The 26,961-nt window shown below is 72.1% G+C and carries 21 protein-coding genes and 1 pseudogene; 11 read left to right on the top strand and 11 right to left on the bottom strand.

The window, feature by feature from the left end; translation table 11 throughout:
• Positions 1 to 121: 121 nt before the first annotated feature.
• Complete coding sequence (locus ACIRS4_RS25250) at positions 122 to 1,393, bottom strand: extracellular solute-binding protein (protein WP_404200055.1); 1,272 nt, start codon at positions 1,391 to 1,393, stop codon at positions 122 to 124.
• A gap of 392 nt (positions 1,394 to 1,785) precedes the next feature.
• Between ACIRS4_RS25250 and ACIRS4_RS25245 the strand changes: the two genes are divergently transcribed.
• Entirely contained in the window at positions 1,786 to 2,814 is a 1,029-nt protein-coding gene (locus tag ACIRS4_RS25245) for a LacI family DNA-binding transcriptional regulator (protein WP_404200052.1), read from the top strand.
• Between the two features lie 77 nt (positions 2,815 to 2,891).
• Positions 2,892 to 3,728, top strand: a complete 837-nt coding sequence (locus ACIRS4_RS25240) for a phosphatase PAP2 family protein (protein WP_404200049.1) — start codon at positions 2,892 to 2,894, stop codon at positions 3,726 to 3,728.
• Between the two features lie 28 nt (positions 3,729 to 3,756).
• Here ACIRS4_RS25240 and ACIRS4_RS25235 read toward each other — a convergent pair whose 3' ends face one another.
• A complete protein-coding gene (locus ACIRS4_RS25235) occupies positions 3,757 to 6,753 on the bottom strand; it encodes a bifunctional [glutamine synthetase] adenylyltransferase/[glutamine synthetase]-adenylyl-L-tyrosine phosphorylase (protein ID WP_404200046.1) in 2,997 nt (998 codons plus the stop codon).
• A gap of 184 nt (positions 6,754 to 6,937) precedes the next feature.
• On the opposite strand from ACIRS4_RS25235, the gene ACIRS4_RS25230 reads away from it, so the two are divergent.
• Positions 6,938 to 7,381, top strand: coding sequence for a VOC family protein (locus ACIRS4_RS25230; RefSeq protein ID WP_404200043.1), 444 nt, complete (start codon positions 6,938 to 6,940; stop codon positions 7,379 to 7,381).
• Between the two features lie 48 nt (positions 7,382 to 7,429).
• Here the strand turns inward: ACIRS4_RS25230 and ACIRS4_RS25225 are convergent, their stop codons facing one another.
• The 3 genes from ACIRS4_RS25225 to glnA form a co-directional block, all read right to left on the bottom strand.
• Positions 7,430 to 7,747 (bottom strand): hypothetical protein, encoded by a 318-nt coding sequence (locus ACIRS4_RS25225; protein WP_404200040.1) that lies wholly within the window; start codon positions 7,745 to 7,747, stop codon positions 7,430 to 7,432.
• 157 nt (positions 7,748 to 7,904) lie between these two features.
• Positions 7,905 to 8,408 carry a hypothetical protein gene (locus ACIRS4_RS25220; RefSeq protein ID WP_404200037.1) on the bottom strand — a complete coding sequence of 168 codons (504 nt, stop codon included), beginning with the start codon at positions 8,406 to 8,408 and terminating at the stop codon, positions 7,905 to 7,907.
• Positions 8,409 to 8,597: 189 nt separating this feature from the next.
• Positions 8,598 to 9,959, bottom strand: a complete 1,362-nt coding sequence (gene glnA, locus ACIRS4_RS25215) for a type I glutamate--ammonia ligase (protein ID WP_130437089.1) — start codon at positions 9,957 to 9,959, stop codon at positions 8,598 to 8,600.
• A gap of 362 nt (positions 9,960 to 10,321) precedes the next feature.
• Between glnA and ACIRS4_RS25210 the strand changes: the two genes are divergently transcribed.
• Positions 10,322 to 11,506, top strand: a complete 1,185-nt coding sequence (locus tag ACIRS4_RS25210; protein ID WP_404200033.1) for a globin domain-containing protein — start codon at positions 10,322 to 10,324, stop codon at positions 11,504 to 11,506.
• A 64-nt stretch (positions 11,507 to 11,570) separates the two neighbouring features.
• On the opposite strand, the gene ACIRS4_RS25205 is transcribed toward ACIRS4_RS25210, so the two are convergent.
• Positions 11,571 to 12,014 carry an RrF2 family transcriptional regulator gene (locus ACIRS4_RS25205; protein WP_404200030.1) on the bottom strand — a complete coding sequence of 148 codons (444 nt, stop codon included), beginning with the start codon at positions 12,012 to 12,014 and terminating at the stop codon, positions 11,571 to 11,573.
• A gap of 180 nt (positions 12,015 to 12,194) precedes the next feature.
• Between ACIRS4_RS25205 and ACIRS4_RS25200 the strand changes: the two genes are divergently transcribed.
• The 4 genes and pseudogenes from ACIRS4_RS25200 to ACIRS4_RS25185 form a co-directional block, all read left to right on the top strand.
• A complete protein-coding gene (locus ACIRS4_RS25200; protein WP_404200027.1) occupies positions 12,195 to 12,860 on the top strand; it encodes a DUF3105 domain-containing protein in 666 nt (221 codons plus the stop codon).
• Complete coding sequence (locus ACIRS4_RS25195; protein ID WP_404200023.1) at positions 12,857 to 13,468, top strand: DUF305 domain-containing protein; 612 nt, start codon at positions 12,857 to 12,859, stop codon at positions 13,466 to 13,468. Before ACIRS4_RS25200 ends, ACIRS4_RS25195 begins: the two co-directional genes overlap by 4 nt.
• Before the next feature lie 309 nt (positions 13,469 to 13,777).
• Positions 13,778 to 15,001, top strand: a complete 1,224-nt coding sequence (locus tag ACIRS4_RS25190; protein ID WP_404200020.1) for an RNA-guided endonuclease InsQ/TnpB family protein — start codon at positions 13,778 to 13,780, stop codon at positions 14,999 to 15,001.
• Positions 15,002 to 15,156: 155 nt separating this feature from the next.
• Positions 15,157 to 15,441: pseudogene (locus tag ACIRS4_RS25185) on the top strand (serine protease); the annotation flags it as partial.
• 104 nt (positions 15,442 to 15,545) lie between these two features.
• Here the strand turns inward: ACIRS4_RS25185 and ACIRS4_RS25180 are convergent.
• The 4 genes from ACIRS4_RS25180 to ACIRS4_RS25165 form a co-directional block, all read right to left on the bottom strand.
• On the bottom strand, positions 15,546 to 16,766 hold the full coding sequence (locus tag ACIRS4_RS25180) for an MFS transporter (protein ID WP_404200017.1): 1,221 nt from the start codon (positions 16,764 to 16,766) through the stop codon (positions 15,546 to 15,548).
• Positions 16,767 to 16,863: 97 nt separating this feature from the next.
• The gene (locus ACIRS4_RS25175; RefSeq protein WP_404200138.1) at positions 16,864 to 17,820 is read right to left on the bottom strand and encodes an endonuclease/exonuclease/phosphatase family protein; all 957 of its coding nucleotides are present in this window, start codon (positions 17,818 to 17,820) and stop codon (positions 16,864 to 16,866) included.
• A gap of 274 nt (positions 17,821 to 18,094) precedes the next feature.
• Positions 18,095 to 18,730 (bottom strand): TetR/AcrR family transcriptional regulator, encoded by a 636-nt coding sequence (locus ACIRS4_RS25170; protein WP_404200014.1) that lies wholly within the window; start codon positions 18,728 to 18,730, stop codon positions 18,095 to 18,097.
• Positions 18,731 to 18,800: 70 nt separating this feature from the next.
• A complete protein-coding gene (locus tag ACIRS4_RS25165) occupies positions 18,801 to 20,402 on the bottom strand; it encodes an MFS transporter (RefSeq protein ID WP_404200011.1) in 1,602 nt (533 codons plus the stop codon).
• A 170-nt stretch (positions 20,403 to 20,572) separates the two neighbouring features.
• On the opposite strand from ACIRS4_RS25165, the gene panB reads away from it, so the two are divergent.
• From panB to ACIRS4_RS25150, 3 genes are all read left to right on the top strand, one after another.
• Positions 20,573 to 21,448, top strand: coding sequence for a 3-methyl-2-oxobutanoate hydroxymethyltransferase (panB, locus tag ACIRS4_RS25160; RefSeq protein WP_404200008.1), 876 nt, complete (start codon positions 20,573 to 20,575; stop codon positions 21,446 to 21,448).
• Between the two features lie 112 nt (positions 21,449 to 21,560).
• Positions 21,561 to 22,589 carry an ATP-binding cassette domain-containing protein gene (locus tag ACIRS4_RS25155; RefSeq protein ID WP_404200005.1) on the top strand — a complete coding sequence of 343 codons (1,029 nt, stop codon included), beginning with the start codon at positions 21,561 to 21,563 and terminating at the stop codon, positions 22,587 to 22,589.
• The gene (locus ACIRS4_RS25150; RefSeq protein ID WP_404200002.1) at positions 22,586 to 23,401 is read left to right on the top strand and encodes an ABC transporter permease; all 816 of its coding nucleotides are present in this window, start codon (positions 22,586 to 22,588) and stop codon (positions 23,399 to 23,401) included. Before ACIRS4_RS25155 ends, ACIRS4_RS25150 begins: the two co-directional genes overlap by 4 nt.
• 22 nt (positions 23,402 to 23,423) lie before the next feature.
• On the opposite strand, the gene ACIRS4_RS25145 is transcribed toward ACIRS4_RS25150, so the two are convergent.
• Positions 23,424 to 26,747: a BTAD domain-containing putative transcriptional regulator gene (locus ACIRS4_RS25145; RefSeq protein ID WP_404200000.1), complete on the bottom strand. Its 3,324-nt coding sequence runs from the start codon at positions 26,745 to 26,747 to the stop codon at positions 23,424 to 23,426.
• Positions 26,748 to 26,961 lie beyond the last annotated feature (214 nt).

Here is a 26,961-nt window from a genome sequence, read left to right as displayed (position 1 = left end):
GGGGATCGGGGGGGGGGCCGGGGGGCCGGGGCCCGGCGGCCGCCGCCCCTCCCCCGGCGGGGGGGCGGGGGGCGGGGCCCGCCCGTGGTGCGGCCGCCGTCCAGGGCGCCCGCGGCGGGGCTCACTTGCCGAAGTCGGGCACCAGCTTGGCGATGGCCGTCTCGGCGTTGCCGAGGCCCTCGTCGAGGCCCTCCTTGCCGCCCGCGATCTTGGGCAGCTCGCTGTCGAGCGGTCCCCACAGGGAGCTGTACTCCGGCAGCGCGGGGCGCGGCTGGGCCGCGGACAGGACCGCGCCGTAGCCGGCGATGCCCGGGTCGGCCTTGACCTGGTCGGTGTAGGCGTCGTCGCGGGTGGGCAGCGTGGAGTTCTTCTGCGACACGGTCGCCTGGGACTTCGCGGAGGTCATGAACTGGAGGAACTTCAGCGCGGCCTTCTGGTGGGCGGCGTCGGAGCCGGCGTAGACCGACAGGTTGTGGCCGCCGGTCGGGGCGCCCGCCTTGCCGGTGGAGCCGGCCGGGACGGTGGCGATGCCCAGGTTGGCCTTGTCCTTGAACGCCGAGCCCTTGTAGAAGTTCGTGATCTCCCAGGGGCCCTGGACGATCGCGGCGACCTTGCCGTTGACGAAGGCGTCCTGGATGTGGGCGTAGGCGTCGGCCGTGGTGTCGGCCTTGTGCAGGCCCTTGCCGTCGAAGAGGCCGAGCCAGGTGCCGTACGCCTTCTTCGCCGCCGCCGAGTTGACGGTGATCTTCTTGGCGTCGGCGTCGACGGTGTCGGTGCCCTCGCCGTGGAGGAATGACTGGGCGTAGTAGGCCTGGGTGGAGCCCCAGTAGCCGTCGACGCCGGTCTTGTCCTTGATCGTGGCGGCGGCCGTCTTCAGCTCGTCCCAGGTCTTCGGTGCGGCGGCGAGGCCGGCCTTGGCGAAGAGCTGCTTGTTGTAGACGAGCGCGAGTGTGTCGGTGACGATCGGCACGCCGTAGGTCTTGCCCTCGTACTGGGCCTGCTCGATCAGGTTGGGCTTGAACTTGGCCTGGTCGGCGAGGGCCTCGGTGCCGTCCAGCGGCAGGAAGAAGCCCTTCTTGGCGAAGGCGGGGGTCCAGCCGACCTCGGAGCGCAGCACGTCCGGGGCGCCCTTGGAGCCGGCGGCGGTGTCGAACTTGTTCTGCGCCTGGTCGAAGGGGACGTTGACGTACTTGACCTTGATGTCCTTGTTGGCGGCCTCGAACTCCTTGACCAGGGCCTGGTACGTCGGCGCCTCGTTGGTGGCGTTGGAGGTGTCCCACCAGGTGATGGTGACCGGGCCGCCGGCCGAGTCGCCGCTGTCGCTCCCGCCGCAGGCCGTCGCCGCGAGGGCGAGGGACGCCACCAGCGCGCTGGCCGCTATGCCACGCCGCATTGAGTTCTCCTTGAGGGTGAAGGCCCGAGTAGCCGCAGGGGGCGGTCCCGTCCGCCTACCTGTCGACTTGCCGACTTGCCGACTGCGCCGTTGCGGCGGCCGCCGGGCGACGTGAACGTAACAGCGTTGTAAGCGTTGCGAAAGACCTTGCAGCAAAAAAGCGCAAGACGTCTTCGAAGTTATCCGGGTGTGACCTCTCGGCGACCGACGTGAGACGCTTGTTTACAAGGGTCGAGCGGTATACGGCCGCCCATGCAAGACTCTGCAAGCCCTTGCCGTCACTTTCATGAGGGAGCGCGATGACACAGCAGCCCGGGCCCGGCCGTTCGACCGGTCGCCCACTGCGGCCGTCCGGTGGGCAGGGTGTCACCCGGCGGGTACAGTCCACCCCTGTGACCACACGGCTTGCCGACATCGCAGCGCAGGCGGGGGTGAGCGAAGCGACCGTCAGCCGGGTGCTCAACGGCAAGCCCGGCGTCGCCGCCACCACCCGCGAGTCGGTGCTCGCCGCCCTCGACGTGCTGGGCTACGAGCGCCCCGTCCGGCTGCGGCAGCGCAGCGCGGGCCTCGTCGGCCTCATCACGCCCGAGCTGGAGAACCCGATCTTCCCGGCGCTGGCCCAGGTCATCGGCCAGGCGCTCACCCGCCAGGGCTACACGCCGGTCCTCGCCACCCAGACCCCGGGCGGCTCCACCGAGGACGAGCTGACCGAGATGCTGGTCGACCGCGGCGTCGCCGGCATCATCTACGTCTCAGGACTGCACGCGGACACCACGGCCGACATGCAGCGCTACGAACAACTGCGCGCACAGGGCGTTCCCTTCGTCCTGGTCGACGGGTTCTCGCCGAAGGTCCAGGCCCCCTTCATCTCCCCCGACGACCGTGCGGCGATGACCCTCGCGGTCACCCATCTGGTCTCCCTCGGCCACACCCGCATCGGCCTCGCCCTCGGCCCGAAGCGCTTCGTCCCCGTGCAGCGCAAGATCGAGGGCTTCGTCCGCGCCGTGCAGGACCAGCTGGGCCTCGGCCCCGAGACCATCGAGTCCGAACTGGTCCAGCACTCCCTCTACACCCTGGAGGGCGGCCAGGCCGCCGCCTCCGCCCTGCTGGACCGCGCCTGCACGGCGGTGGTCTGCGCCAGCGACATGATGGCCCTGGGCGCGATCAGGGCGGCCCGCAGGCGAGGCCTCGACGTCCCCAAGGACGTCTCCGTGGTCGGTTTCGACGACTCCCCGCTGATCGCCTTCACCGACCCGCCCCTGACGACCATCCGCAAGCCGGTCCCCGCGATGGGCCAGGCCGCCGTCCGCACGCTCCTGGAGGAGATCGGCGGCACACCCGCGCCGCACAGCGAGTTCGTGTTCATGCCCGAACTGGTCGTGCGCGGCTCCACCGCCTCCGGAGACCGCAACCGCCCCTGAATCCTCCCCCGGCATGCGGGTGGGACGACACCGAGGGACGATTCGGGAATAACGCCGATCTGGCAGACTCTGTGTCCATGGGTGAACCGACCGTGACATGTCCGGAAGGCCACGACAAGGCCGTTCCACACCCTTTCACGGCCGCGAACCCCCTGCGGCGGCCGCGCGCTCCCCGCCGGCCCCGGGTGTGGTTCGAGGTCCTGCTCATCGCACTGAGTTACTGGACCTACTCCCTGATCCGCAACGCGGTCCCGGAACAGCGGACCGAGGCGCTGCGCAACGCCGACTGGATCTGGCGGGCCGAGCACCAGCTCGGCATCGCGGCCGAACAGTCGATCAACCACACCGTCAACTCGGCGACCTGGCTCATCGTCGGGATGAACTACTACTACGCCACCCTGCACTTCGTCGTCACCCTCGGTGTGCTGGTCTGGCTCTACCGCGCCCACCCCGGTCGCTACGCCGCCTGCCGGCTGGGCCTCTTCGCGACCACGGGCGTGGCCCTGGCCGGCTACTACTTCTACCCCCTGGCGCCCCCGCGTCTGATGACCGGCGCCCACTTCATCGACACGGTGGTGGTCCACCGGACCTGGGGCTCCATGGCCTCCGGCGACCTGAAGAGCATGTCCAACCAGTACGCCGCGATGCCGTCCATGCACATCGGCTGGTCCCTGTGGTGCGGGCTGACGCTCTTCGCCCTGGCCGCGACGCCCTGGGCCCGCGTCCTGAGCCTGCTCTACCCGACCCTCACCCTGGTGGTGATCGTCGCCACCGCCAACCACTTCTGGCTGGACGCGGTGGGCGGCGCCCTGTGCCTCGCCTTCGGCTACGCCCTGTCCCGCCTCTGGTACGGCACCCTTCCGCACCGCCTCCCGAGGACGACGGCGCCGGGCACGCTCCTCCCGGAGACCTGAGGTCCCTCGTCGCGCCCGGGGCGTCGCGTCACCCGCCGTAGAACAGCTCGTCCACCACGGTCCGGGCCCGCCGGGCCGTGCGGCGGTACTCGTCCAGCATGTCGCCCACCCGCCCCGGCCCGTACCCCAGATACCGCCCCACAGCGCCCAGCTCCCGGGCGTCCGACGGGAAGGTGTCCCCCGCCCGCCCGCGCACCAGCATCACCGCGTTGCGCACCCGGGTGGCCAGCACCCAGGCCTCGTCGAGCGTCGCCGCGTCCTCCTCCGACAGCAGCCCCGCGTCCCGGGCGGCGGCCAGCGCGGCACGTGTACGCGTGGTCCGCAGCCCCGGCTCCTCGGCCCCGTGCCGCAGCTGCAGCAACTGCACGGTCCACTCCACGTCGGACAGCCCCCCGGGCCCCAGCTTGGTGTGCAGCTTGGGATCGGAGCCCCGCGGCAGCCGCTCCGACTCCATGCGCGCCTTCAGCCGCCGGATCTCCCGCACGGCCTCCTCGCCCAGCCCGCCCCGCGGATACCGCAGCGGATCGACCAGCTCCATGAACCGCCCGGCCAGCTCCTCGTCCCCGGCGACCGGTTCCGCCCGCAGCAGCGCCTGCGACTCCCACACCAGCGACCACCGCCGGTAGTACGCCTCGTACGACTTCAGGGTCCGCACCAGCGGCCCCGACTTCCCCTCGGGCCGCAGATCCGCGTCGACCAGCAACGGCGGATCCGCACTCGGGAGCTGCAGCAGCCGCCGCATCTCCGCCACGACGGCCGCGGCGGCCCGCGCGGCCTCCTCCTCCCCGACACCCTCCCGCGCCTCGTGGACGAAGACGACGTCGGCGTCCGAGCCGTAGCCCAGCTCGTGCCCGCCGAACCGGCCCATGCCGATGATCGCGAACCGGGTGGGCAGGGTGTCCCCCCAGCCCGCGCGCACGACCGCGCGCAGCGTGCCGGCGAGGGTCGCCGCGGTGAGGTCGGACACCGCCCCGCCGACGAGGTCCACCAGGGCGCCCTGGTCGGCCTCGGCGGGCTGGGACTCGGTGCCGTAGGAGCCGACGATGTCCGCGGCGGCCGTACGGAACAGCTCGCGCCGCCGGACGCCGCGCGCGGCGGTGACGGCCTGGACCGCGCCGTCCGCGCGGCCGACGGCGGCGAGTATCTCCTGCTCCAGCGCCCTGCGCCCGCGCGGTTCCAGGCCCCCGCCGTCGCCGTCACCGAGCAGCGCGACCGCTTCGGGGGCGCGCATCAGCAGGTCGGGGGCGAGCCGCCCGGCGGACAGCACCCGGGCGAGGTTCTCGGCGGCGGCGCCCTCGTCGCGCAGGAGTCGCAGGTACCAGGGGGTCTTGCCGAGCGCGTCGGACACCTTGCGGAAGTTCAGCAGCCCGGCGTCGGGGTCGGCCGAGTCGGCGAACCAGCCGAGCAGCACCGGCAGCAGCGTCCGCTGGATGGCGGCCTTGCGCGACACCCCGGAGGCCAGCGCCTCCAGGTGCCGCAGCGCGGCCGCGGGGTCGGCGTAACCGAGCGCGACGAGCCGCTCCCGGGCCGCGACCGTGCTCAACCTGGCCTCGCCGGGCCCGAGTTGGGCGACGGCGTCGAGCAACGGCCGGTAGAACAGCTTCTCGTGCAGCCGCCGCACCACGGCGGCGTGCCGCTTCCACTCTCGGTTGAGCTCGCCGACGGGGTCGGAGCGCAGCCCCAAGGACCGTCCGAGCCGCCGCTGGTCGCTCTCGTCCGCGGGGACGAGATGGGTGCGCCGCAGCCGGTAGAGCTGGATCCGGTGCTCCATGGACCGCAGGAACCGGTAGGCGTCGTCGAGTTGCACGGCGTCCGTCCGCCCCACGTACCCGCCGGCGGCGAGCGCCTGCAGCGCGTTCAGGGTCGTGCCGCTGCGCAGGGAGACGTCCGTGCGCCCGTGCACCAGCTGGAGCAGCTGGACGGCGAACTCGACGTCCCGCAGGCCGCCCGGCCCGAGTTTCAGCTCGCGCTCGACCTCGGCGGCGGGAATGTTCTCGACGACCCGGCGCCGCATCTTCTGCACGTCGGCGACGAAGTTGTCGCGCTCGGCGGCCTGCCACACCATCGGCCCGACGGCGGCGACGTACTCCTCGCCGAGCCCGAGGTCCCCGGCCACCGGCCGCGCCTTGAGCAGGGCCTGGAACTCCCAGGTCTTGGCCCAGCGCTGGTAGTAGGCGAGGTGGCTGCTCAGGGTGCGCACCAGCGGTCCGTTGCGGCCCTCGGGCCGCAGGTTGGCGTCGACGGGCCAGATCGAGCCTTCCACGGTGGTCTCGGAGCAGATCCGCATCATGTGCGAGGCGAGCTTGGTGGCGGCCCGCAGCGCCTTGCCCTCGTCGGCGCCCTCGACGGCCTCGCCGACGAAGATGACGTCGACGTCGGAGACGTAGTTGAGCTCGTGCCCGCCGCACTTGCCCATCGCGATGACGGCGAGCCGGCACAGCGCCGCGTCGTCGGGCGCGGCGGCGCGGGCCAGCGCGAGGGCGGCGCGCAGGGTGGCGGTGGCGAGGTCCGCCAGCTCGGCGGCGGTCTCGGCGACGTCGGTGGTCCCGCACACGTCCCGCGCGGCGATGGACAGCAGGCACCGCCGGTAGGCGACGCGCAGCGAGACGGGGTCGTCCGCCTCGGCGAGCCCGCGTTCGAACTCCTCCACCCCGGGGTGGAGGTCGCGTGGCTCGTAGGTGACGAGGGCCTCCCAGTCCCGCGGGTGCCGGGCGAGGTGGTCGGCGAGCGCGGCGGACGCGCCGAGCACCCCGAGCAGCCGGTCCCGCAGCGGCTTGGCTGCGATCACGGTGTCGAGCAGTTCCCGCCGTGCGGTCGCCCCGGGCTGCGCCTCGAGGAGCCGTACGAGTCCGTGCAGCGCGAGGTCGGGGTCGGCGGTCCGGCCGAGGGCCTCCAGCAGGACGGGGTCGTTGCGCACCGCGGAGAGCTCGCCGCCGTCGAGGAGACGTTCGGCGGCGGAGGGGTCGGTGAAACCGTGCCGCAGCAGCCGAGTGAAGGTACTGCTCCTGCGTCCCGGCCCCGTCATCCCGGCCTCCTGAGTCCGATCAAGGTCGTACTCACCGAGCCTAACCGCAGACCCGGGCCCGAGCGCCGGGACGAGCGGCCGAATCCGGCCGCGGGACGGTCCCGCGCGGTGGCGCGGCGGCGGGTTTTCCGCTTCGGTGTGGAGAGCCGCAGGCAGCGGTCCGCAACAGGGGAAGGGAACAGCGATGCACTACACCTTGGAAGTCGTCCCGTTGCCCGTCAGCGACATCGACCGGGCCCGGGACTTCTACCGTGACAAGGCCGGGTTCCACGTCGACATCGACCAGGAGGTCATGCCGGGCATGCGGATCGTCCAGCTGACCCCGCCCGGCTCGGGTTGTTCGATCGCGCTGGGCGACAGCATCTGGGAGATGACGAAGGGCCCGCGCCCGGCGCCCGGCTCCTACCAGGGGCTCCAGCTGTGCGTGGCCGACATCGAGGCCGCCCGCGCGGAGCTCGTCGCACGCGGGCTGGACGTCTCCGAACCGGTCCGCTACTCCGACGCCGACGGCGCGACGTTCATGTACTTCACCGACCCGGACGGCAACGGCTGGTCGATCCAGGAGTACCGCCGCCGGGCGAAGGAGCCGCTCCACGAGGTCCTGGCGAACCTGGCCCGGGAGGCCTGACCACCCGCGACCGGCAGTCGCCGGATGCCGCCGGCCGCGGCGGGGGGCTCAGTCGCGGCGGCCGGGGCCGGCCCCCGCCAGCCCCGTGCCGAGAAGGACGTACGCGGCGAGTGCCACGATCGGCATGTGCCCTCCCGCGCGGTCGAGATCGTCGATGAAGTACCCGCTGACGCCTGCCCAGACCAGTCCGCCGACGACCGTCAGCACGGCGCCGGACTCCCCCGTCATCCTCATGCCGGCCCACAGCAGAAGGGGCATCAGGGCCCAGGAAGCGGCCGTGGTGAGCAGGAACTCGAAGGCGCCGGAGCCCACCGTGTCCCCGCTCGCGGCCGCTTCGTCGCCGGCCCACTCGTACCCCTCGGACATGACGGTGTGGCAGACCGCGGTGGCGGCGGTGACGATCAGGGCGCCTTTGAGATGTCGTTCGTACCGGATGGCGGGATTCCTCGCTCTTCTCGGGCGGCAGGCCGCTCTTCTCAGGCCCCGGGCCTCGCCCGGGCGCCCCTGGAAGGCCGATGACGGCTCAGTGAGTGGAAGCCGGAGGCATGCAACCGGACTCGGGGTGGTGACCGTCGACGGCGGTCCACACCCGGTCTTCGGTGACGGCTCCGGTGACACAGGCGGTATCGCCGATCCAGACGCCGTAGGCACTGCCTTCGACCGCTTTCGCCCCGGTGCCGACCGACAGGTGCGCGACGGTGACACGGAAGGGGGCTGCCTCCCGTGTGAGCACGGGCAGCACCTCTGCGGGATCGATGCTGCCGCGTCGACGCAGTTCACCGAGGGCTCGTCCGACGTCGACCGCCGTCTTCCCGGCGCGGCTCTCGTCCTGCGGGTCCATCACGCCGTGCCGCCGGGCCCGGGTGTTGTCGGCGTGGTTCGGCGGCGTATCGGGCCCCGGCCCGGCGTCGGGAGAGCTCGACGACTGCGTGACGTTGAGGTTGGAGAACAGGTCGTCCGCGCTCTTCCCGCAACCGGCGAGAAGGAGGACGGCGGCGGCCGAGGCGGCGGGCTTCCGTAAGGGCATGACCCGATGCTTCCTCTCCCGGGTCGGCCGGACATGAGTACCGGTACTCAGATCCGCAGGTGGGCCGGTCCGCGGTGGTCGGCAAGCCCGGCGTGGCCCCGGCCGACCGAGGGAAGCGCGATGGGGCCGACGGTCCACGATCGTCGGCCCCATCCCTGCTTTCGGCGGTGCGCCCGCCCCGACCCGCGCTTACAGCACCGGCAGGTTCTTCCGCAGCTCGAACGCGGTGACCTCGGAGCGGTACTCCTCCCACTCCTGGCGCTTGTTGCGCAGGAAGAAGTCGAAGACGTGTTCGCCGAGGGTTTCGGCGACGAGGTCGCTGCGTTCCATCAGGGTCAGGGCCTCGCCCAGGTTCTGGGGGAGCGGCTCGATGCCCATCGCGCGGCGTTCGGCGTCGGAGAGGGCCCAGACGTCGTCCTCGGCGCCCGGCGGGAGCTCATAGCCCTCCTCGACGCCCTTGAGGCCGGCGGCGAGGAGCATCGCGTAGGCGAGGTAGGGGTTGGCGCCGGAGTCGAGGGAGCGGACCTCGATCCGTGCCGAGCCGGTCTTGCCGGGCTTGTACATCGGGACGCGGACCAGCGCGGAGCGGTTGTTGTGGCCCCAGCAGATGTAGGAGGGGGCCTCGCCGCCGGCGCCCGCCGTGCGCTCCGCGCCGCCCCAGATGCGCTTGTAGGAGTTGACCCACTGGTTGGTGACCGCGGAGATCTCCGCCGCGTGCTTGAGCAGGCCGGCGATGAAGGAGCGGCCGACCTTGGAGAGCTGGTACTCCGCGCCGGACTCGTAGAACGCGTTGCGGTCGCCCTCGAACAGCGACAGGTGCGTGTGCATGCCGCTGCCGGGGTGCTCGGAGAACGGCTTGGGCATGAACGTGGCCTGGACGCCCTGCTCCAGTGCCACCTGCTTCATGACCAGGCGGAACGTCATGATGTTGTCGGCGGTGGAGAGCGCGTCGGCGTAGCGCAGGTCGATCTCCTGCTGGCCGGGGGCGCCCTCGTGGTGGGAGAACTCGACGGAGATGCCCATCGACTCCAGCATGGTGATGGCCTGGCGGCGGAAGTCCATGCCGATGTTCTGCGGGGTGTGGTCGAAGTAGCCGGAGTTGTCGGCGGGGGTGGGGCGGCTGCCGTCGAGGGGGCGGTCCTTCAGCAGGAAGAACTCGATCTCGGGGTGGGTGTAGAAGGTGAAGCCCAGGTCGGAGGTGCGGGCGAGGGCGCGCTTGAGGACGTAGCGCGGGTCGGCGAAGGAGGGCGAGCCGTCCGGCATGAGGATGTCGCAGAACATGCGGGCGGTGCCGGGGGCCTCGGCGCGCCAGGGCAGGACCTGGAAGGTGGAGGGGTCCGGCTTGGCGATCATGTCGGACTCGTAGACCCGGGCGAAGCCCTCGATGGCGGAACCGTCGAATCCGATGCCCTCGTCGAACGCCTGCTCGAGTTCGGCCGGGGCCACGGCGACGGACTTGAGGAAGCCCAGCACGTCCGTGAACCACAGGCGTACGAACCGGATGTCGCGCTCCTCCAAGGTCCGGAGCACGAACTCCTGCTGCTTGTCCATCTTCCGCTTCCCCATCCTTGCTGGTCAGGCCGCCTGTCCCGGTCCCGCGGGAGGGCGGTCGGGCACCTGAGCATCCCACCACACATGCGTTTCGTACGCGTTGCGGACCATGATCGACGCGGCGACCCCGGCCTGAACGCCCCGCGCACGGCGGGTGTCGCGCCGGTGCGGCGAGACGCACCGCCCGCACGGCGGGCGTACTGCCCTGCCGCCCATCTTGCCTGCTCGGACCGACATCCGTAATGCCCGGCCCCCCGCGTCCCCTCCCGCCTCTTTAATTTGCATCTCACATGCAACTTTTAATATCTTGCTCCCGCCGGGCGTCGAACAGGACGCCGGCGGGAGAGCCCCGAGGAGGCCTCATGCTGTCCGAACCGTCCGCAGCCACCGTCCGTGCCACGCTCCCCGTGGTCGGCGCGGCCATCGGCGAGATCACCGAGCGCTTCTACGCCCGTCTGTTCGCCGCCCACCCCGCACTGCTGCGCGACCTGTTCAACCGCGGCAACCAGGCCGCCGGCACCCAGCGCCGGGCGCTGGCCGGCTCCATCGCCGCCTTCGCCACCCACCTCGTCGAACACCCGGACACCCGCCCGGACGCGATGCTCACCCGCATCGCCCACAAGCACGCCTCACTGGGCGTCGCGCCCGAGCAGTACGAGGTGGTCCACGAGCACCTCTTCGCCGCGATCGTCGAGGTGCTCGGCGAGGCGGTCACCCCCGAGGTGGCGGCCGCGTGGGACGAGGTCTACTGGCTGATGGCGAACGCGCTGATCGCGATCGAGAAGCGGCTGTACGAGGAGAGCGGGGGCGCGGTGTGGCGCCCCTGGCAGGTCGTGGAGCGGGTCGTCGAGACCGCCGACGTGGTCACCTTCCGGCTGCGGCCGGCCGACGGCGGGCCGGTACGCGACTTCAGCGCCGGGCAGTACGTCTCCGTCCGCGTCGAACTCCCCGACGGCGCGCGGCAGATCCGCCAGTACAGCCTGTCCGGGGCGCCGGGGGCGGCCGTACGCCAGATCAGCGTCAAGCGGGTGCCCGAGGACGCGGCGGGGCCGGCGGGCGAGGTCTCGGGGCACCTCCACGCGCGTGTGCGCGAGGGCGATGTCGTGGAACTCTCCGAGCCGTACGGCGACCTGGTCCTCGGCGCCGGCGACGCGCCGCTGCTGCTGGCCTCGGCCGGCATCGGCGTGACCCCGATGGTCGCGATGCTGGCCCACCTCGCCGAGGAGGGCCACGGCGCCCCCGTCACCGTCGTGCACGCCGACCGCTCCCCCGCCGCCCACGCCCTGCGCGCCGACCATGAGGCCTGCGCGGCGAAGCTCCCGCAGGCGTCGGTCCGCTTCTTCTACGAGCAGGACGCCCCCGGGGACGCCCACAGCGGTCTGGCCGACCTCACGGACGTCCCGGACGCACCCGCCACGCACGCGTACCTGTGCGGCCCACTGCCCTTCATGCGCGCCGTCCGCGCCCAGCTGATCGCCAAGGGCGTGTCCCCGGCGAACATCCACTACGAGGTCTTCGGCCCGGACCTCTGGCTGGCGGCGGCCTGAGCCTCGTCCTCCGTTCTCCGGCCGCGGGCCCGGCGACTGATCCCCTCCCCGCCTGGGGGAAGGCTCAGTCGCCGGGCCCGCGGCCGATGGTGAGGAGAAGGGGGCCCGTCGGGGTTCTGACCATCTCCGCGATCGTCAGCGGGTCCAGGGACGCGAAGAAGGCCTCCTGGGCCCGGCGCAGGGCGCCTCGGAGGTGGCAGGCGGGGCTGAGGGGGCAGGGGGTGGCGCCGCCCTCGCAGTCGACGACGTCGCCGTCCCCCTCGAAGGCGCGGACCACCGCGCCGACGGACGCGGTGCGGCCCCGCTCGGTGAGGGACAGGCCGCCGCCCCGGCCGCGGCGGGCCTCCAGCAGGCCCATGTGCTGGAGTTCGGCCACGACCTTGGCCGCGTGGGTGTACGGGACCTCCATCGCGGCGGCCACCTCACGGGTGGTCGGGGAGGTCTCCTCGGCCACCGCGAGCCGCATGAGCACGCGCAGCGCCAGGTCGGTGGATCGCAAGAGCCGCATGAGATGAAGAGTAGATAATGCGCATCTGCGCTTCAAATTATCCTCGACGGAGAGGCTCCGGAGCGTCGTCGACCGAGCGCGGCCTACTGAATCCGCACGGGGGCCCTTACGATCATTCGGCATTCCCCGCACCGCCCCGCCCGGCCCCTCCGTCCCCTTGAGCCCCCGAAGGACTGCCCCATGGGTTCCGCCAGCAAGAGCAACAACGCCGCGCGCAAGGCGCGCATAGAGGAGATGCGGCGCGCCGAGCAGTCCCGGGAGCGCCGCAACCGGGTCCTGATCGTCACCGCGAGCGTCGTCGCGGTCGCCGCGCTCGTCGCCGGTACCGTCGTCCTCGTGCGGTCGCAGTCGGACGACGGTGAGACGGCCGCCGCCGACGCCAAGGCGACGGGCAAGTTCGTCGCCGGCGCCGACGGCGTGAAGACGTGGAAGGGGACGCTCGGCCGCACCCACGTCACCAAGAAGGTGAAGTACCCGACCGAGCCTCCCGTCGGCGGCGACCACGACCGGGCGTGGATGAACTGCAACGGCGACGTCTACACCGAGGCGCTGAACGACATGAACGCCGTGCACTCGCTGGAGCACGGCGCGGTCTGGGTCACGTACACCGACAAGGTCCCCAAGGCCGAGGTGGACGCGCTGGCGGCGAAGGTGAAGAAGACGCCGTACACCCTGATGAGCCCGGTCAAGGGGCAGGCCGACCCGATCATGCTGAGCGCGTGGGGGCACCAGCGGACGGTGACGGGGGCGAGCGACCCGAAGCTGGCCGCGTTCTTCGAGAAGTTCGTGCAGGGCAAGCAGACGCCCGAGCCGGGCGCGGCGTGCACGGGCGGTCTGTCGCAGTGAGGTACGCGTCAGTCGCCGTGGCCGTGGCGGGGGTGCTGGTCGCGGCCGGTGCGATCACTTACTCGGCGGCCGGGGACAACGGCCCCGAGGTCCCGTCCGCCGCCTCGGCCGACGCCGGGTTCGCCCGGGACATGGCGGTGCACCACCAGCAGGCCGTCGAGATGTCGTACGTCGTGCGCGACCGCACGAAGGACGAGGAGATCCGACGGCTCGCCTACGACATCGCCCAGACCCAGGCCAACCAGCGCGGGATGCTGCTGGGCTGGCTGGATCTGTGGGAGCTGCCGAAGGTGTCGTCGGACGGACCGATGGCGTGGATGGGCATGAAGGGCATGGCCGGCGGCGAGGACGGCGCCCTGATGCCGGGCATGGCCACCGACGCCGAGATGAAGAAGCTCGGCACGCTCGACGGCCGCCGGGCGGAGGTCTACTACCTCCAGCTCATGACGGCCCACCACCGGGGCGGCGTCCACATGGCCGAGGGATGCGTCTCGCGGTGCGAGGTCCCCGTGGAGAAGCGCCTGGCGCAGGGGATGGTCGAGGCGCAGGAGTCGGAGATCCGGTTGATGGCGGATCTCCTCAAGGAGCGCGGAGCGAAGGCCCACTAGGCACCTGGCTCCCAGGCACGAACCCTCTGGATGATCTATGCCAAGGGTCGGTGATTGTACGCGATCAGTGACCGTAGAGCGGTTCGTCCGATCGCGCCGTTGCGCCGGATCGCGGCGGCCAGCGCGAGGAACCGGTTTTACGGGTTCCCCCCGGAGTCCGTCGGCCGGGAACAAAGCGCATCTCGTCGTGGCGACGCGGAGCGTCGTGGTGCTGTTCCGGCGGAGCCGGGCAGCAGCGGGAGGGCCGGTGATATCTCGCGCACATGTTCCCAAAGACAGTGGGTGTTCGGGCTTTCTAGAGTGACCGTCATGCAACTCCGGTACGCGTACAGGCTCTACCCGGATGCCGGTCAGCGCACGGCGTTGGCGAAGGCGTTCGGGTGCGCCCGGGTCGTGTTCAACGACGCGGTGCGCGCCCGTGAGGACGCCCGTCGGGCTGGGCAGCCGTTCCCGACGGTCAGCCAGTTGTCCCGGAAGCTGATCACCGAGGCGAAGCGGACCGCCGAGCGGGTGTGGCTGGGTGAGGTGTCCGCGGTGGTGCTCCAGCAGTCCCTGCGGGACGCCGAGAGCGCGTACCGCAACTTCTTCGCCTCCCTCAAGGGCACCCGCAAGGGACCGAAACTTCGGGCACCGCGGTTCAAGTCCCGCAAGGACGCGCGGCAGTCGGTCCGGTTCACGGCCAACGCCCGCTGGGACATCACCGACAGCCACCGTCTGCACCTGCCGAAGATCGGCGCGGTGAAGGTGAAATGGTCCCGCACCCTGCCAGCCACTCCGACCTCCGTCACGGTGATCAAGGACGCGGCCGGCAGGTACTTCGCCTCGTTCGTCATCGACACCGATCCCGCCGCCGACGCCGCCCGCATGCCGCAGACCGACCGCACCGTCGGCATCGATCTCGGCCTGACCCACTTCGCTGTCCTCTCCGACGGCACGAAGATCGACTCCCCGCGCTTCCTGCGGCGCGCGGAGAAGAAACTGAAGAAGGCCCAGCGGGAGCTGTCCCGCAAGCAGAAGGGATCGAAGAACCGGGCCAAAGCCCGCCTGAAAGTCGCCCGCGCCCACGCCAAGGTCGCCGACGCGCGCCGCGAGTTCCACCACCGCCTCTCCACCAGGCTGATCGCCGACAACCAAGGGATCGCCGTGGAGGACCTGTCGGTAACGGGACTGGCCCGCACCAGACTGGCCAAGTCCGTGCACGACGCCGGATGGGCACAGTTTGTCAGCATGCTGGAGTACAAGGCGCAACGGTACGGGCGTACCCTGGTCAAGATCGGCCGGTTCACGCCGACCTCCCAGACCTGCTCCACCTGCGGCGCCATATCCGGGCCCAAACCCCTCAACGTACGGGAATGGACCTGCCCCGCCTGCGGCACCGTCCACGACCGGGACCACAACGCCGCGATCAACATCGAGACGGCCGCCGGACTGGCGGAATCGGCCTGCGGAGCGCCGGTAAGACCGGGAGCGATCCCGGCACAGCGCGAAGAAACAGGAAGCCACGGAATCCCGACCGCCCACCGTGCCGCCTAGCGGCACGGCAACCCGTCGAGAAGGCCAGAATCCTCGCCCCTCAAGGCGAGGAGCATGTCAAGACGACGATCTGCTCGACCCCGCTCGGGAAGGTCGTCGACAACTACCCTCGCCGACATCGCGCGTGGTGCCGAAGACGTTCGCCACGGCCAACAGCACAGCAGGCGCGGGGCGGGGCGATCGGCTTCGCCAACCCGGCGATCTACGCCCGGTACGGCTCGGCGGCGTACCACGACGTGACCGACCGGCCGACGGGTGCGGCGGGGCTCGCGGTGGCCCGCGTCGACTACGTGAACGGCTTCGACGGGGCGGAGGGTCTGGTCACGTCCGTGCGCAGCCTCGGTGAGGACAGTTCGCTGTCGGCGGTCCGGGGCTACGACGACGTCACCGGCGTGGGCACGCCCGCACGGGGCTACGTGCCGTCCTTCCGCCGCCGCTGACGGCCCACCGGCCGGCCCGGCAGGCGGGCCGGAACCGAAAAGGACCCCGGAGTTGAAGCTCCGGGGTCCTTCCGCGCGCGGCGGCTGCGCCGCGCGCGGGCGGGTCAGTGGTGCAGGGCTTCCTCGCGTCGGGCCGCGGACTTCGCGACGATGCGGGCCGGGGACGGGGCCGAGGTCCTGCGGCGGTCGACCGTCCAGGCCGTCGCGGCGACCGCGAGGCCGAGGACGGCCAGAGCCGCGCCCGCCACCGCGGGGGACGTGGCGCCGAGGCCGGCCGCCAGGGCGAGGCCGCCGATCCAGGCGCCGCCGGCGTTGGCGAGGTTGAAGGCCGCCTGGTTGGCGGAGGAGGCGAGGGAGGGGGCCGAGGCGGCCTTCTCCATCACCATCAGCTGCAGCGGCGAGCCGGTCGCGAAGGCGGCCACGCCCAGCAGGATCACGCCCAGCGCCGCGCTCCACCCCGCCGACATCAGCAGCGGGAACAGCGACAGCACGACGACGAGCGAGCCGAGTCCCCCGAACAGGGTGCCGCGCAGATGGTGGTCGGCGAGGCGTCCGCCCAGCAGGTTGCCGGCCGTCGCGCCGACGCCGAACAGCGCGAGCAGCAGCGTCACGTCCGACTCGGCGAACCCGGCGGATTCGGTCAGCATCGGGGTGATGTAGCTGTAGGCGGAGAACAGCGCGCCGAAGCCGGCGACGGTCGTGCCGAGTGCGAGCCACACCGGCAGCGAGCGCAGGGCGGCGAGTTCGCCGCGCAGTCCGGCGCCGGAGGCAGCGTGCTGGTGGTCGTGCGGGATGAGCAGCGCCAGGGCGGCTATCGCGACCAGGCCGATCGCGCTCACGCCGAGGAACGTGGCCCGCCAGCCGAGGTGCTGGCCCATGAGGGTGGCGACGGGGACGCCCGCGACGTTGGCGACGGTCAGGCCGAGGAACATCAGGGACACGGAGCGCGCCTTGCGCTCGGGGGCGACCATGCCGGTGGCGACGACGGCGCCGACGCCGAAGAACGCGCCGTGCGGAAGTCCGCTGAGCAGCCGGGCCGCCAGCAGCCAGTGGTGGTCGGGGGCGAGCGCCGACAGCGCGTTGCCCACGACGAACAGCCCCATCAGGGACATCAGGACCGTGCGGCGGGACATCCGGGAGGTCGCCGCGGCCAGCAGCGGGGCGCCGACGACGACGCCGAGGGCGTACGCGGAGACCAGGTGTCCGGCGGTCGGGATCGAGATGTTCAGGTCGTCCGCGACGTCGGGCAGCAGGCCCATCATCACGAACTCGGTGGTGCCGATGCCGAAGGCACCTACGGCCAGGGCGAGCAGCGCCAAGGGCATAGAGGGGCCTGTTCCTTTCCGGGAGGGGGTTGCGACCATCGTATGTTCAACTACGGAACAAACCCCGCCCGGCCCGCTATTCCGGCAGTTCAGCCGCTCACGGTGTGGTGACGTTCACACGTGCCGCCACCGGCAGATGGTCGCTGCCCGTCTGCGGCAGCGTCCAGGAGGTGACCGGCTCCACGCCGGTGACCATGATCTGGTCGATGCGCGCCATGGGGAACGACGCCGGCCAGCTGAAGCCGAAGCCGCTGCCGGCCGCGCCCTGCGCCGAACGCATCTGGGAGGTGACGGCGTTCAGCGAACGGTCGTTCATGGTGCCGTTGAGGTCCCCGAGCAGGATCTTCCGGCTGAGCGGGTCGGCGGCGATCGCCTCGCCCAGCGCGTCCGCGCTCGTGTCCCGCTGACGGGCGGTGAACCCGGCCTGGAGCTTGACGCGTACGGACGGCAGGTGGGCGACGTAGAACCCGACCGGCCCTTCGGAGGTCGTCACGGTGGCCCGCATCGCCCGCACCCAGCCCAGCTTGATGTCGACGTCCGCGACCTGGCTCATCGGGTACTTGCTCCACAGGCCGACCGTGCCCTGCACCGAGTGGTACCGGTAGGTCCCCGCCAGCGCCTTCTCGTAGACGGGCGCCGCCGAGGCGGTCAGCTCCTCCAGGGCCACCACGTCAGCGCCGGAGGCGGCGACGTCGCGGGCGGTGCCGGCCGGGTCGGGATTGTCGGCGTTGACGTTGTGGGTGGCCACCGTGAGGTCGCCGCCGGGGGCCGTCTTGTCGGTGAACAGCCCGCCGAAGAGATTCGTCCACACGACGGCGGGGACCACCACCGCGATCAGCGCCGTCGCCGACCTGCGCACCAGCGCGAGCACCAGCAGCAGCGGGATGAAGACGCCGAGCCAGGGCAGGAACGTCTCGGTGAGGCTGCCGAGGTTGCCGAAGCGGTTGGGGATGCGGGAGTGCACCACCATCACCGCGGCGAGCAGCAGGGCGAGGACGGCGACGACGAGGCCGCGCCGCCAGATCCTCGGGTCGCCGCGCCAGCCGTCCGGCATCCGGGCGGCCAGCCGGCCGAACAGGCGCCGGAACCGGGCTCCTCGGCGCTCGGGCCCCGAGCCGCCGTTCTCCGTCTCCGTCATGTACGCCTGCCGCGCCATACCGTCGCCTCACTGCCTGCCGTGCACCGTCCGTCCCCCGGGTACGACCCTAGGGGATGTCGGGCCTTGGTCCTGCCGTCCGTGACGGCCGTACGGCGGCGATGACGAAGGGGGCGGTGCGTCGGGTTCCGGTCGTCGGAGCCGGGGACAGGTCTGTGACGAAACACTCACATCAGGGCCCGGTCCGCGCTGAACTGACGTCCTGTAGGCCGGCCAGCACGGCGTCGACCATCCGCTCCGCGAGGCCGTCGGCGAGGTCGGCGTCGGGGTGCAGCACGGTGCGTACCAGCATGGGGCCGATGACGATGTCGTACATCAGCTCCAGGTCGATGTCGGAGCGCAGGTCGCCGTTCTCCCGGCCCCGGCGCAGGACTTCGAGGCCGAGCCTGCGGCGCGGCGCGACGACCGTGCTGTGGTACTCCGCCCACAGGCTGGGGCTGCTCTTCATCTGGGCGAGGACGTTGTGCAGCAGCGCGGAGGACCGGTTGGCCAGTCCGCGCCGGCGCATCGACTCCAGCAGCGCGACCAGGTCGTCGCGCAGGGAGGTGCCGGGCAGGGCGAGGTCCTCGGGTTCGACGGCCCGCAACACGTCGACGAAGAGTTCCGCCTTGCCGCTCCAGCGGCGGTAGATGGTCGCCTTGCCGACGCCGGCGGTGCGGGCGATCCGCTCGATGGACACCTCACCGAGCGGAACCCCCTCCTCCAGCAGTCTCATCGTCCCCTCGATGATGGCCCGTTCCACCGCCTCGCTGCGGGGTCGCCCGCGGGCGGGCTGCTCCACACCGGTGTCGCTGTCGGCGAGGCTCACGTGTGTCCGTCCCTTCGTCGTACCGGGAACACTGGGGAGATTGTCGCTCAGGGGACGCCGCCGGCCGGACCTACGACTCGGCCCGCACCAAGTCCTCGTCCTTCTCCGCCTCCTGGGGCGCCTTCGGCTTGCCGGGCAGGCACATCCCGACGACCACGGCGCCCACCACCGCCACGCCGGCCCCCCACAGCGCGGTGACGTGCATCGCGTGCAGGAACGCGGCGTCGGCAGGGCCGACCAGCGCCTTGCCCTGGTCGCCGAGCCTGGCCGCGACGCCGAGGGTCGCCTCGATGGACTCCCCCGCCGTGTCGCGCAGCCCGGCCGGGAGCGCGCCGAGCCGGTCCTCGATGCCGGTGCGGTACGTGGTCGACAGCACGGAGCCGAGGACGGCGATGCCGAGCGCGCCGCCGACCTGGCGGAAGGTGTTGCTGAGCGCGGAGGCGGAGCCGGCCTTCTCGCGGGGCAGTGCCTGCATGATGACGACGCTGGTGGGAGTCATGATGTGGGCCATTCCTGCGCCCATGAAGAAGAAGACGACCTCGAGGATCCAGATCGGGGTGTCCTCGTCGAGCGTGGCGAACGCCACCAGGGTCGCGGCGATGACGAGCATGGCGGTCGTGGTGGTGACCTTGATGCCGAAGCGGTCGACGACCAGCCGGGCCCGCGGCGCGAAGATCATCTGGGCGGCGGCCAGCGGCAGCATCAGCGCACCGGTCTGCAGCGGCGAGTAGCCGCGCACGCTCTGGGTGTAGAAGACGGCGAAGAACGTCACGCCCATCAGCGCGAAGAAGACCAGCGCGATGACGCTGATCGCGGCCGAGAACACCTTGTTCTTGAAGTAGGTGACGTCGATGGAGGGATGGTCGCTGCGCTTCTCGAAGAGGACGAACGCGACGAGGACGAGGAGTCCGGCGCCGATCGTCGACAGCACGGTCGGGTCGGAGAAGTCGGCGAGCTCGCCGCCCTTGATGATGCCGTAGACGAGCAGGACCAGGCCGACGACGGACAGGACGACGCCGACGGGGTCGATCCGGCCGGGGTTCGGGTCGCGGGAGTCGGGCACCAGCCACAGCATCAGCGCGATGGCGAGGATCACGATCGGCACGTTGATCAGGAAGACCGAGCCCCACCAGAAGTGGTCGAGGAGCAGACCGCCGGTGATGGGGCCGGTGGCGATGGCGAGACCGACCCCGCCGGCCCACAGGCCGATCGCCTTGGGCTGCTCCTCCCGCTCGAAGACGTTCATCAGGACGGCCAGGGTGGCCGGCATCACGAAGGCGGCGCCCAGGGCCATCACCGCGCGGAAGGCGATGAGCTGGGCGGGCGAGCCGGACTCGGCGGCGAGCGCGGAGCCGATGCCGAACACCGCGAGGCCGCCGAGCAGCACCTTCTTGCGGCCCACGCGGTCGCCGAGCAGACCGGCGGAGAACAGCAGTCCCGCGAAGACGAGCGTGTAGGAGTTGATCGCCCACTCGAGCTCGCTCTGGGTGGCTCCCAGACCGGTCGGCGCGGGGGTGGAGATGGTCTTGATCGCGACGTTGAGGATCGAGTTGTCGAGGACGACGATCAGCAGGCTCAACATCAGCACGGCGAGGATCGCCCAGCGGCGTCTGTGGACCTCTTCGGGTATGCGCGAGGCTGCCGGCCCGGTGGAAGCGGCGGGAGTAGTCATGCGGTCGAGGCTAGAGGTATTCCGATACGAGACCGTCTCGTATCGGAATTCTCTTACTGAGGTCTTACCCACAGGAGCCGGTCTGGCTCTCCCCGGGGCGAGGTGCCACCATGGGCAGTGGTCCGGGGACGCCGTGAGGGCGCCTCGAGATGACGTTAGGAGCCGTTGCAATGACGCAGCTTTCGGCTGCCCAGACTGCGAAGTCGACTCCCTCCGACGGCAGCACCGCGCTGTACGGGGGCAAGGGCACGCGCCGCATCACCGTCCGCGACATCGCCGCCGCCAAGGAGCGCGGCGAGAAATGGCCCATGCTGACCGCCTACGACGCGATGACCGCGTCGGTGTTCGACGAGGCCGGCATCCCCGTGATGCTCGTCGGCGACTCGGCGGGCAACTGTCACCTGGGGTACGACACGACCGTCCCCGTCACCCTCGACGAGATGACCATGCTGTCGGCGGCCGTCGTACGCGGCACCCGGCGTGCCCTCATCGTCGGCGACCTGCCCTTCGGGTCCTACCAGGAGGGCCCGGTGCAGGCGCTGCGCTCGGCGACCCGTCTGGTCAAGGAGGCCGGGGTCGGGGCCGTGAAGCTGGAGGGCGGCGAGCGCTCGCACCGGCAGATCGAGCTGCTGGTGGAGTCCGGCATCCCGGTCATGGCCCACATCGGTCTGACCCCGCAGTCCGTGAACGCCATGGGCTACCGCGTCCAGGGGCGCGGCGAGGAGGCGGCCGCGCAGCTGCTGCGTGACGCCAAGGCCGTGCAGGACGCGGGGGCGTTCGCGGTCGTGCTGGAGCTCGTTCCGGCGGAGCTGGCCGCCGAGGTGACGCGCGTGCTGCACATCCCGACGGTCGGCATCGGGGCCGGCGCCGAGACGGACGCGCAGGTCCTCGTCTGGACGGACATGCTGGGCCTGACCGGCGGGCGGGTCCCGAAGTTCGTCAAGCAGTACGCGAACCTCCGGGAGGTCATGAGCGGGGCGGCCAGGGCGTTCGCGGACGAGGTCGTCGCCGGGACGTTCCCGACGGAGCAGCACTCGGTCCACTGAGCTGTGCCGGCTGTCGAGTCGGCTGAGCTCTGTCGGTGATCTGTAGGCGGTCCGCCGGCGGCGGGCGCGGGCTGTCGGCCGGCTGTCGGTGGGAGGCGGCACCGTCGTTCCCATGACGCGAACCGACAAGAACCCCCACGCCGCCACGGGGACCGCCGTCACCGTCCGGGGCCTGGTCAAGCACTACGGCGAGACCAAGGCCCTGGACGGGGTGGACCTCGACGTCCGGGAGGGCACCGTGATGGGGGTGCTCGGCCCCAACGGCGCCGGCAAGACCACCCTCGTCCGTATCCTCTCCACCCTCATCACGCCCGACGCCGGGCAGGCCACCGTCGCCGGCTACGACGTCGTCCGCCAGCCCCGCCAGCTGCGCAGGGTCATCGGTCTGACCGGCCAGTACGCCTCGGTCGACGAGAAGCTCCCGGGCTGGGAGAACCTGTACATGATCGGCCGCCTGCTGGACCTGCCCCGCAAGGAGGCCCGCGCCCGCGCCGACGAACTCCTGGAGCGGTTCTCCCTCACCGAGGCCGCCAAGCGCCCCGCGAGCACGTACTCCGGGGGCATGCGCCGCCGCCTGGACCTGGCCGCGTCGATGATCGGCCGCCCCGCGGTGCTCTACCTCGACGAGCCGACCACCGGTCTGGACCCGCGCACCCGCAACGAGGTGTGGGACGAGGTCAAGCGCATGGTCGGCGACGGCGTGACCGTGCTGCTGACCACCCAGTACATGGAGGAGGCCGAGCAGCTCGCCACCGAACTGACCGTGGTCGACCGGGGCAAGGTCATCGCGGGCGGCGGCATCGAGGAGCTGAAGGCCAAGGTCGGCGGCCGCACCCTGCGGGTCCGCCCGGCCGATCCGGCGCAGCTGAGGCCGCTCGCGAGCTGGATCGACGACCTGGGCGTCACCGGGCTCGCCGGCACGACCGTCGACGCCGAGCGCGGCTCGGTGCTGGTGCCGATCCTCAGCGACGAGCAGCTCACCGCCGTGATCGGCGCGGTCACCGCGCGCGGCATCACGCTCTCCTCCGTCACCACCGAACTCCCCAGTCTGGACGAGGTGTTCCTGTCCCTCACCGGCCACCGCGCCGGCGCCCCGCAGGACACCGTGCCCGCCGACAACCGCGAAGAGGTCGCCGTATGAGCTCCGCCACCCTCACCCCGCCGGCCGCCGACGCGCGGATCACGCTGCGCGGCCATCTGCGCCACACCGGCGCCCTCGTCCGCCGCAACCTGCTGTGGATCCGGCAGGACCCGGAGTCGATGTTCGACGCGGTGCTCATGCCGGTCGTCTTCACCCTGCTGTTCGTGTACGTCTTCGGCGGCTCGATCGGGCAGGCCCTGGGCGGCGGTCAGGACGGGTACGTGCAGTACGTGATCCCCGGCATGATCGCGATGATGAGCATGACGTTGTCGCAGGGCGTCGGGACCGGCTTCAGCCAGGACTTCAACTCCGGCGTCATGGACCGGTTCCGGTCGCTGCCGATCGGGCGCGGCTCGGTGCTGTTCGCGAAGATCTCCGTCGAGCTGCTGCGGATGCTGTTCGCCACGTCCGTGCTGATGGTCGTCGCGGTGCTGGTCGGCTTCGACATCCGCAGCTGGCCCGGCCTGTTCGCGGCCGTGGGCCTGTCCACGGTGTTCGCCTCGTCGATCATGTGGGTGTTCCTCACCCTGGGCGTGATCCTCAAGAACGCGCAGTCCGTGCAGGCGATGGGCTTCCTGGTGCTGTTCCCGCTCCAGTTCGGCTCGTCGATCTTCGCGCCGACGCAGTCGATGCCGGGCTGGCTCCAGGCCTTCACCGACTACAACCCGCTGTCCACGCTGGCCGACGCAGCCCGTGGGCTGATGGTCGGCGGCCCGGTCGCGCACGACCTGTGGGTGACCCTGGCCTGGTCGGTGGCGATCACCGCGGTGGCGGCTCCCGTCGCCATCCACAAGTTCCGCACGAAGAACTGACCGGAGCCCTCCGGTGAGGCGTTCAGACCAGGGCGGCGGCCTCCTCTCCGGTGAGGGCGCCGCCCTCGTCGTAGGCGGCCGTGTACTCCTCGGCGGAGAGCGCGGCGCGTACGGCGGCCTCGGCGCGTTCGCGGGCGACGCGCTCCGCGGCGGTGCGCAGATGACCGGGGGGCAGCATCGCGTCGGCGGCCCCGAGGCAGCGGGCGCCGTCACGCGCCCCGGCGTCGGCTGCGTCCCCGTCGCCCTCCCGGCCGCCTTCGGCGAGGGCCAGGGCGGCGACGTTCAGGAACACCGCAAGGACGTGCGGGGACATGGCCCGCGCCAGCGGGGTCATGGCCAGCTCCACCCCGCGCCGGATCTTCTCCCGGGACTCCGCGTGGCAGCCCTCCAGGGCGTCCAGCCAGGCCTCCTGGCTGAGGATGAACGTGTCGAAGACCACGAAGTGGGCGATGGCGAAGTCCTCGCGCAGGCTGCGGATGTGCTCGCGGGCCTCCGCGACGCGGCCGGTGATGCTGGTCCAGGCGGCGAGCACGATGTGGCTGAACGGCATCGCCTCGGTGTGCGTGCCGCCCACTTCGTCCAGCACGCCGCGCAGGATCCGCTCGCCCCGCTCGGGCTCGCCGGCCTCCAGCAGCGCGGCGCCCAGCCGGGCCGACAGGACGGAGAACTGAGCTCGGGCGCCGAGCCGTTCGGCCTGCTCCATGGCCTCCTCGTAGAGTGCGGCGGCCTCCAGGTAGCGGCCCAGCCGTTCATGGGCCTCAGCGCGCGCGGAGAGGGCCTCGCCGATGCCCCAGGCGTCGCCGACGCGACGGAAGATCTCCAGTGCCTCGTCGGCGTCGGCCAGCGCGTCGCCGGCCCAGTCCGAGCGGTTGGCCAGGACGTTGGCGCGCATCTGGAGGCAGGCGGCGAGCTCCCACTCGTATCCGGGGCTCTCACGGCAGGTGCGGACGTTGGCGTCGATGATCACGCGGACGCGGTCCGCGTCGCCGCTGAGCATCACGGCGTAGAACCAGAGCATGCCCGGCACACGGCAGGTCTGCGGGAGACCGGGCCGGTAGGCCTCGGCGATGACCCGCAGCTTCGTCTGGGCCTCGGGACTTTCCCAGGCCGCCAGGTCCGTGTCCATGCAGGCGAGATGGGCCAGGTGGACGCCGCGCCGGGCCTCGGCCAGGACCTCGCCGGTCATCGGCGGCGGGGCGTCGGTGCAGGGCTTCCACACGGGGGCGGCGTGGCGGACGGGCTCGGTGAAGGGGTCGGGGCCGAGGGCCATGACCTCCTCGCACCAGGCGCGGGCCTCGATCCGCAGATCGCGCATCTGCCAGTAGCCCGTGAGGGACAGGGCGAGGCAGAGCGCCTCCTGCTCGTCGCGGGCGGCGACGGCCCGGCGCAGCGCGGTGCGCAGGTTCTCGTACTCCAGCTGGAACCGGTCGATGGCGGCGCGCTGCCGGGGACCGCGCATCAACGGTTCGGTGGTGCGGGCGAGTTCGCGGTAGTAGGTGAGATGCGCGCGTTCGGCGGCGCTGCGGTCGCCGGACTCGTCGAGGCGTTCGCCTGCGTACTCGGCGACGGTCTCCAGGAGCCGGTAGCGCATCGTGCCGTCGGCGGCCGGGGCGGCCACGACCAGCGACTTGTCGACCAGGGAGCCGAGCGCGTCGAGGGCGGCGGGGCCGCAGACGGCCTCGGCGGCGGCGAGGTCGCAGCCGCGGGCGAACACCGAGAGCCTGCACAGGACTTCGCGTTCGTCCTCGTCGAGCAGGTCCCAGGACCAGTCGACGACGGCGCGCAGGGTCTGCTGACGGGGCAGGACGGTGCGGCTGCCCGAGGTGAGGAGCCGGAACCGGTCGTCGAGGCGGTCGGCGATCTGGCGGGCGGTCAGCATCCGCAGCCGGGCGGCGGCCAGTTCGATGGCGAGGGGCAGGCCGTCCAGACGGCGGCAGATCTCGGCGCAGGCCGCGGCGGTCTCGTCGTCGGCGTCGACGCGGAAGCCGGGGCTGGCGGCGGCGCCCCGGTCGGCGAGCAGTCGCAGCGCGGCCGGCTCCGGCAGCGGGTCGACGGGGCGCAGCGCCTCGCCGGGCACGCCGAGGGGTTCACGGCTGGTGGCCAGGATCGTCAAGTTCGGGCAGTGCGCGAGGAGTTCCTCGGCGAGACGGGCGGCGGCCCCCACGACGTGCTCGCAGTTGTCGAGGACGATCAGCATGCGGCGCCGGGCGCAGTGCTCGATCAGCCGCTCCACGGGGTCGTCGTGCCGCTCGGCGACCGCGCGCATCTCCTCGGCGCCGGCGCCGTACAGCACGGTCTCGCGCGCTCCCAGGGCGGTGAGGACGGCCTGCGGCACGGCGTCCGGGTCGGCGACGGGCGCCAGTTCGGCCAGCCACACCCCGTCGGCCAGGCCGCCGCGCACGGCCTCGGCGGCCTCCTGCGACAGCCGGGTCTTGCCGGCCCCGCCGGGCCCGAGCAGCGTGACGAGCCGCGCGCCGGCGAGGTCGGCGCGGATGACCTCGATGTCTCCCTCCCGCCCGACGAAGGAGGTGAGCCGCGCGCGGAGGTTGCCCGGGGCGGGGGCGGGAGCAGGCGCCCGGACGGGAGCCGGGGCGGGCTCCACGGAGGGCGGCGGCTCACCGGAGACGAGCAACTCGGCGTGCACGGAGCGCAGTTCGGGGCCGGGGTCGGAGCCGAGGCGGTCGGCCAGGAGCCGGCGTATGCCGTCGTAGGCGACGAGGGCCTCGGCGGTGCGGCCGGCGGCGCGCAGGGCCCGCAGGCGCAGCGCCTGGAGCGGCTCGTCCAGGGGGTGTTCGTCGCACAGCGCGCTCAGTTCGGGCAGCGACTGCCCGCCGTGGCCGAGGGCGAGGGCGGCGGTGTGGCGGCCGCGGACGGCGTCGAGGCGGCGGGCCTCCCGCCGGGCGGCCTCGGAGGTGCGGTCGGGCAGGTCGGCGAGGGCCGGGTCGCGCCACAGGGCGAGGGCGTCGTCGAGGAGGACGGCCGCCTTGGCGGGGTCGCCGTCGGCGAGGGCGCTCAGCCCGTCGCCGGTCAGCCGCTCGAAACGGTGCAGGTCGACGGCGTCGGGGCCGGCGGCGAGCCGGTAGCCGCCCTCCGCCGAGGCGACCGCCTCCGCGCCGAGGACCCGGCGCAGCCGTCCGACCAGCGCCTGCAGCGCGCCCGGCGCGTCGGCGGGCGGGTCCCCGGACCACACCTCCTCCACCAGCAGCCCGGCGGGCACGGTCCGCCCGGCGCGCAACGCGAGGACGGTGAGCAGCGCGCGCAGCCGCGCACCGCCGACGGCGACGGGAGTGCCGTCGGGACGGATGGCCTGAGTCGTTCCGAGGATGCGGTAGCGCACGGGGTCCATTCTCTCCGGCGACGCACCACCGACGCCCCCGGGTTTCCGCCCCCGGGCCCCGCCGTTACGGACTGATCCGCTCCGCATGACCGGCGCGCGATCCGCGTCCGCCGACTCGCGACCTGCCGCTCACGGCCCGCGTCTTCAGGAACCCCGGGTCGCCCCCGGGACGTTTCACCCACACCACCGGTACCGTCGACCCGCACACCCGATGTCCGACCTC

The sequence above is a fragment of the Streptomyces sp. NPDC101166 genome (assembly GCF_044768125.1).
Classification (GTDB): Bacteria; Actinomycetota; Actinomycetes; order Streptomycetales; family Streptomycetaceae; genus Streptomyces.
The sequence above is the reverse complement of the archived record's forward strand: the minus strand, read 5'-3'. Positions and strand labels throughout refer to the sequence as shown.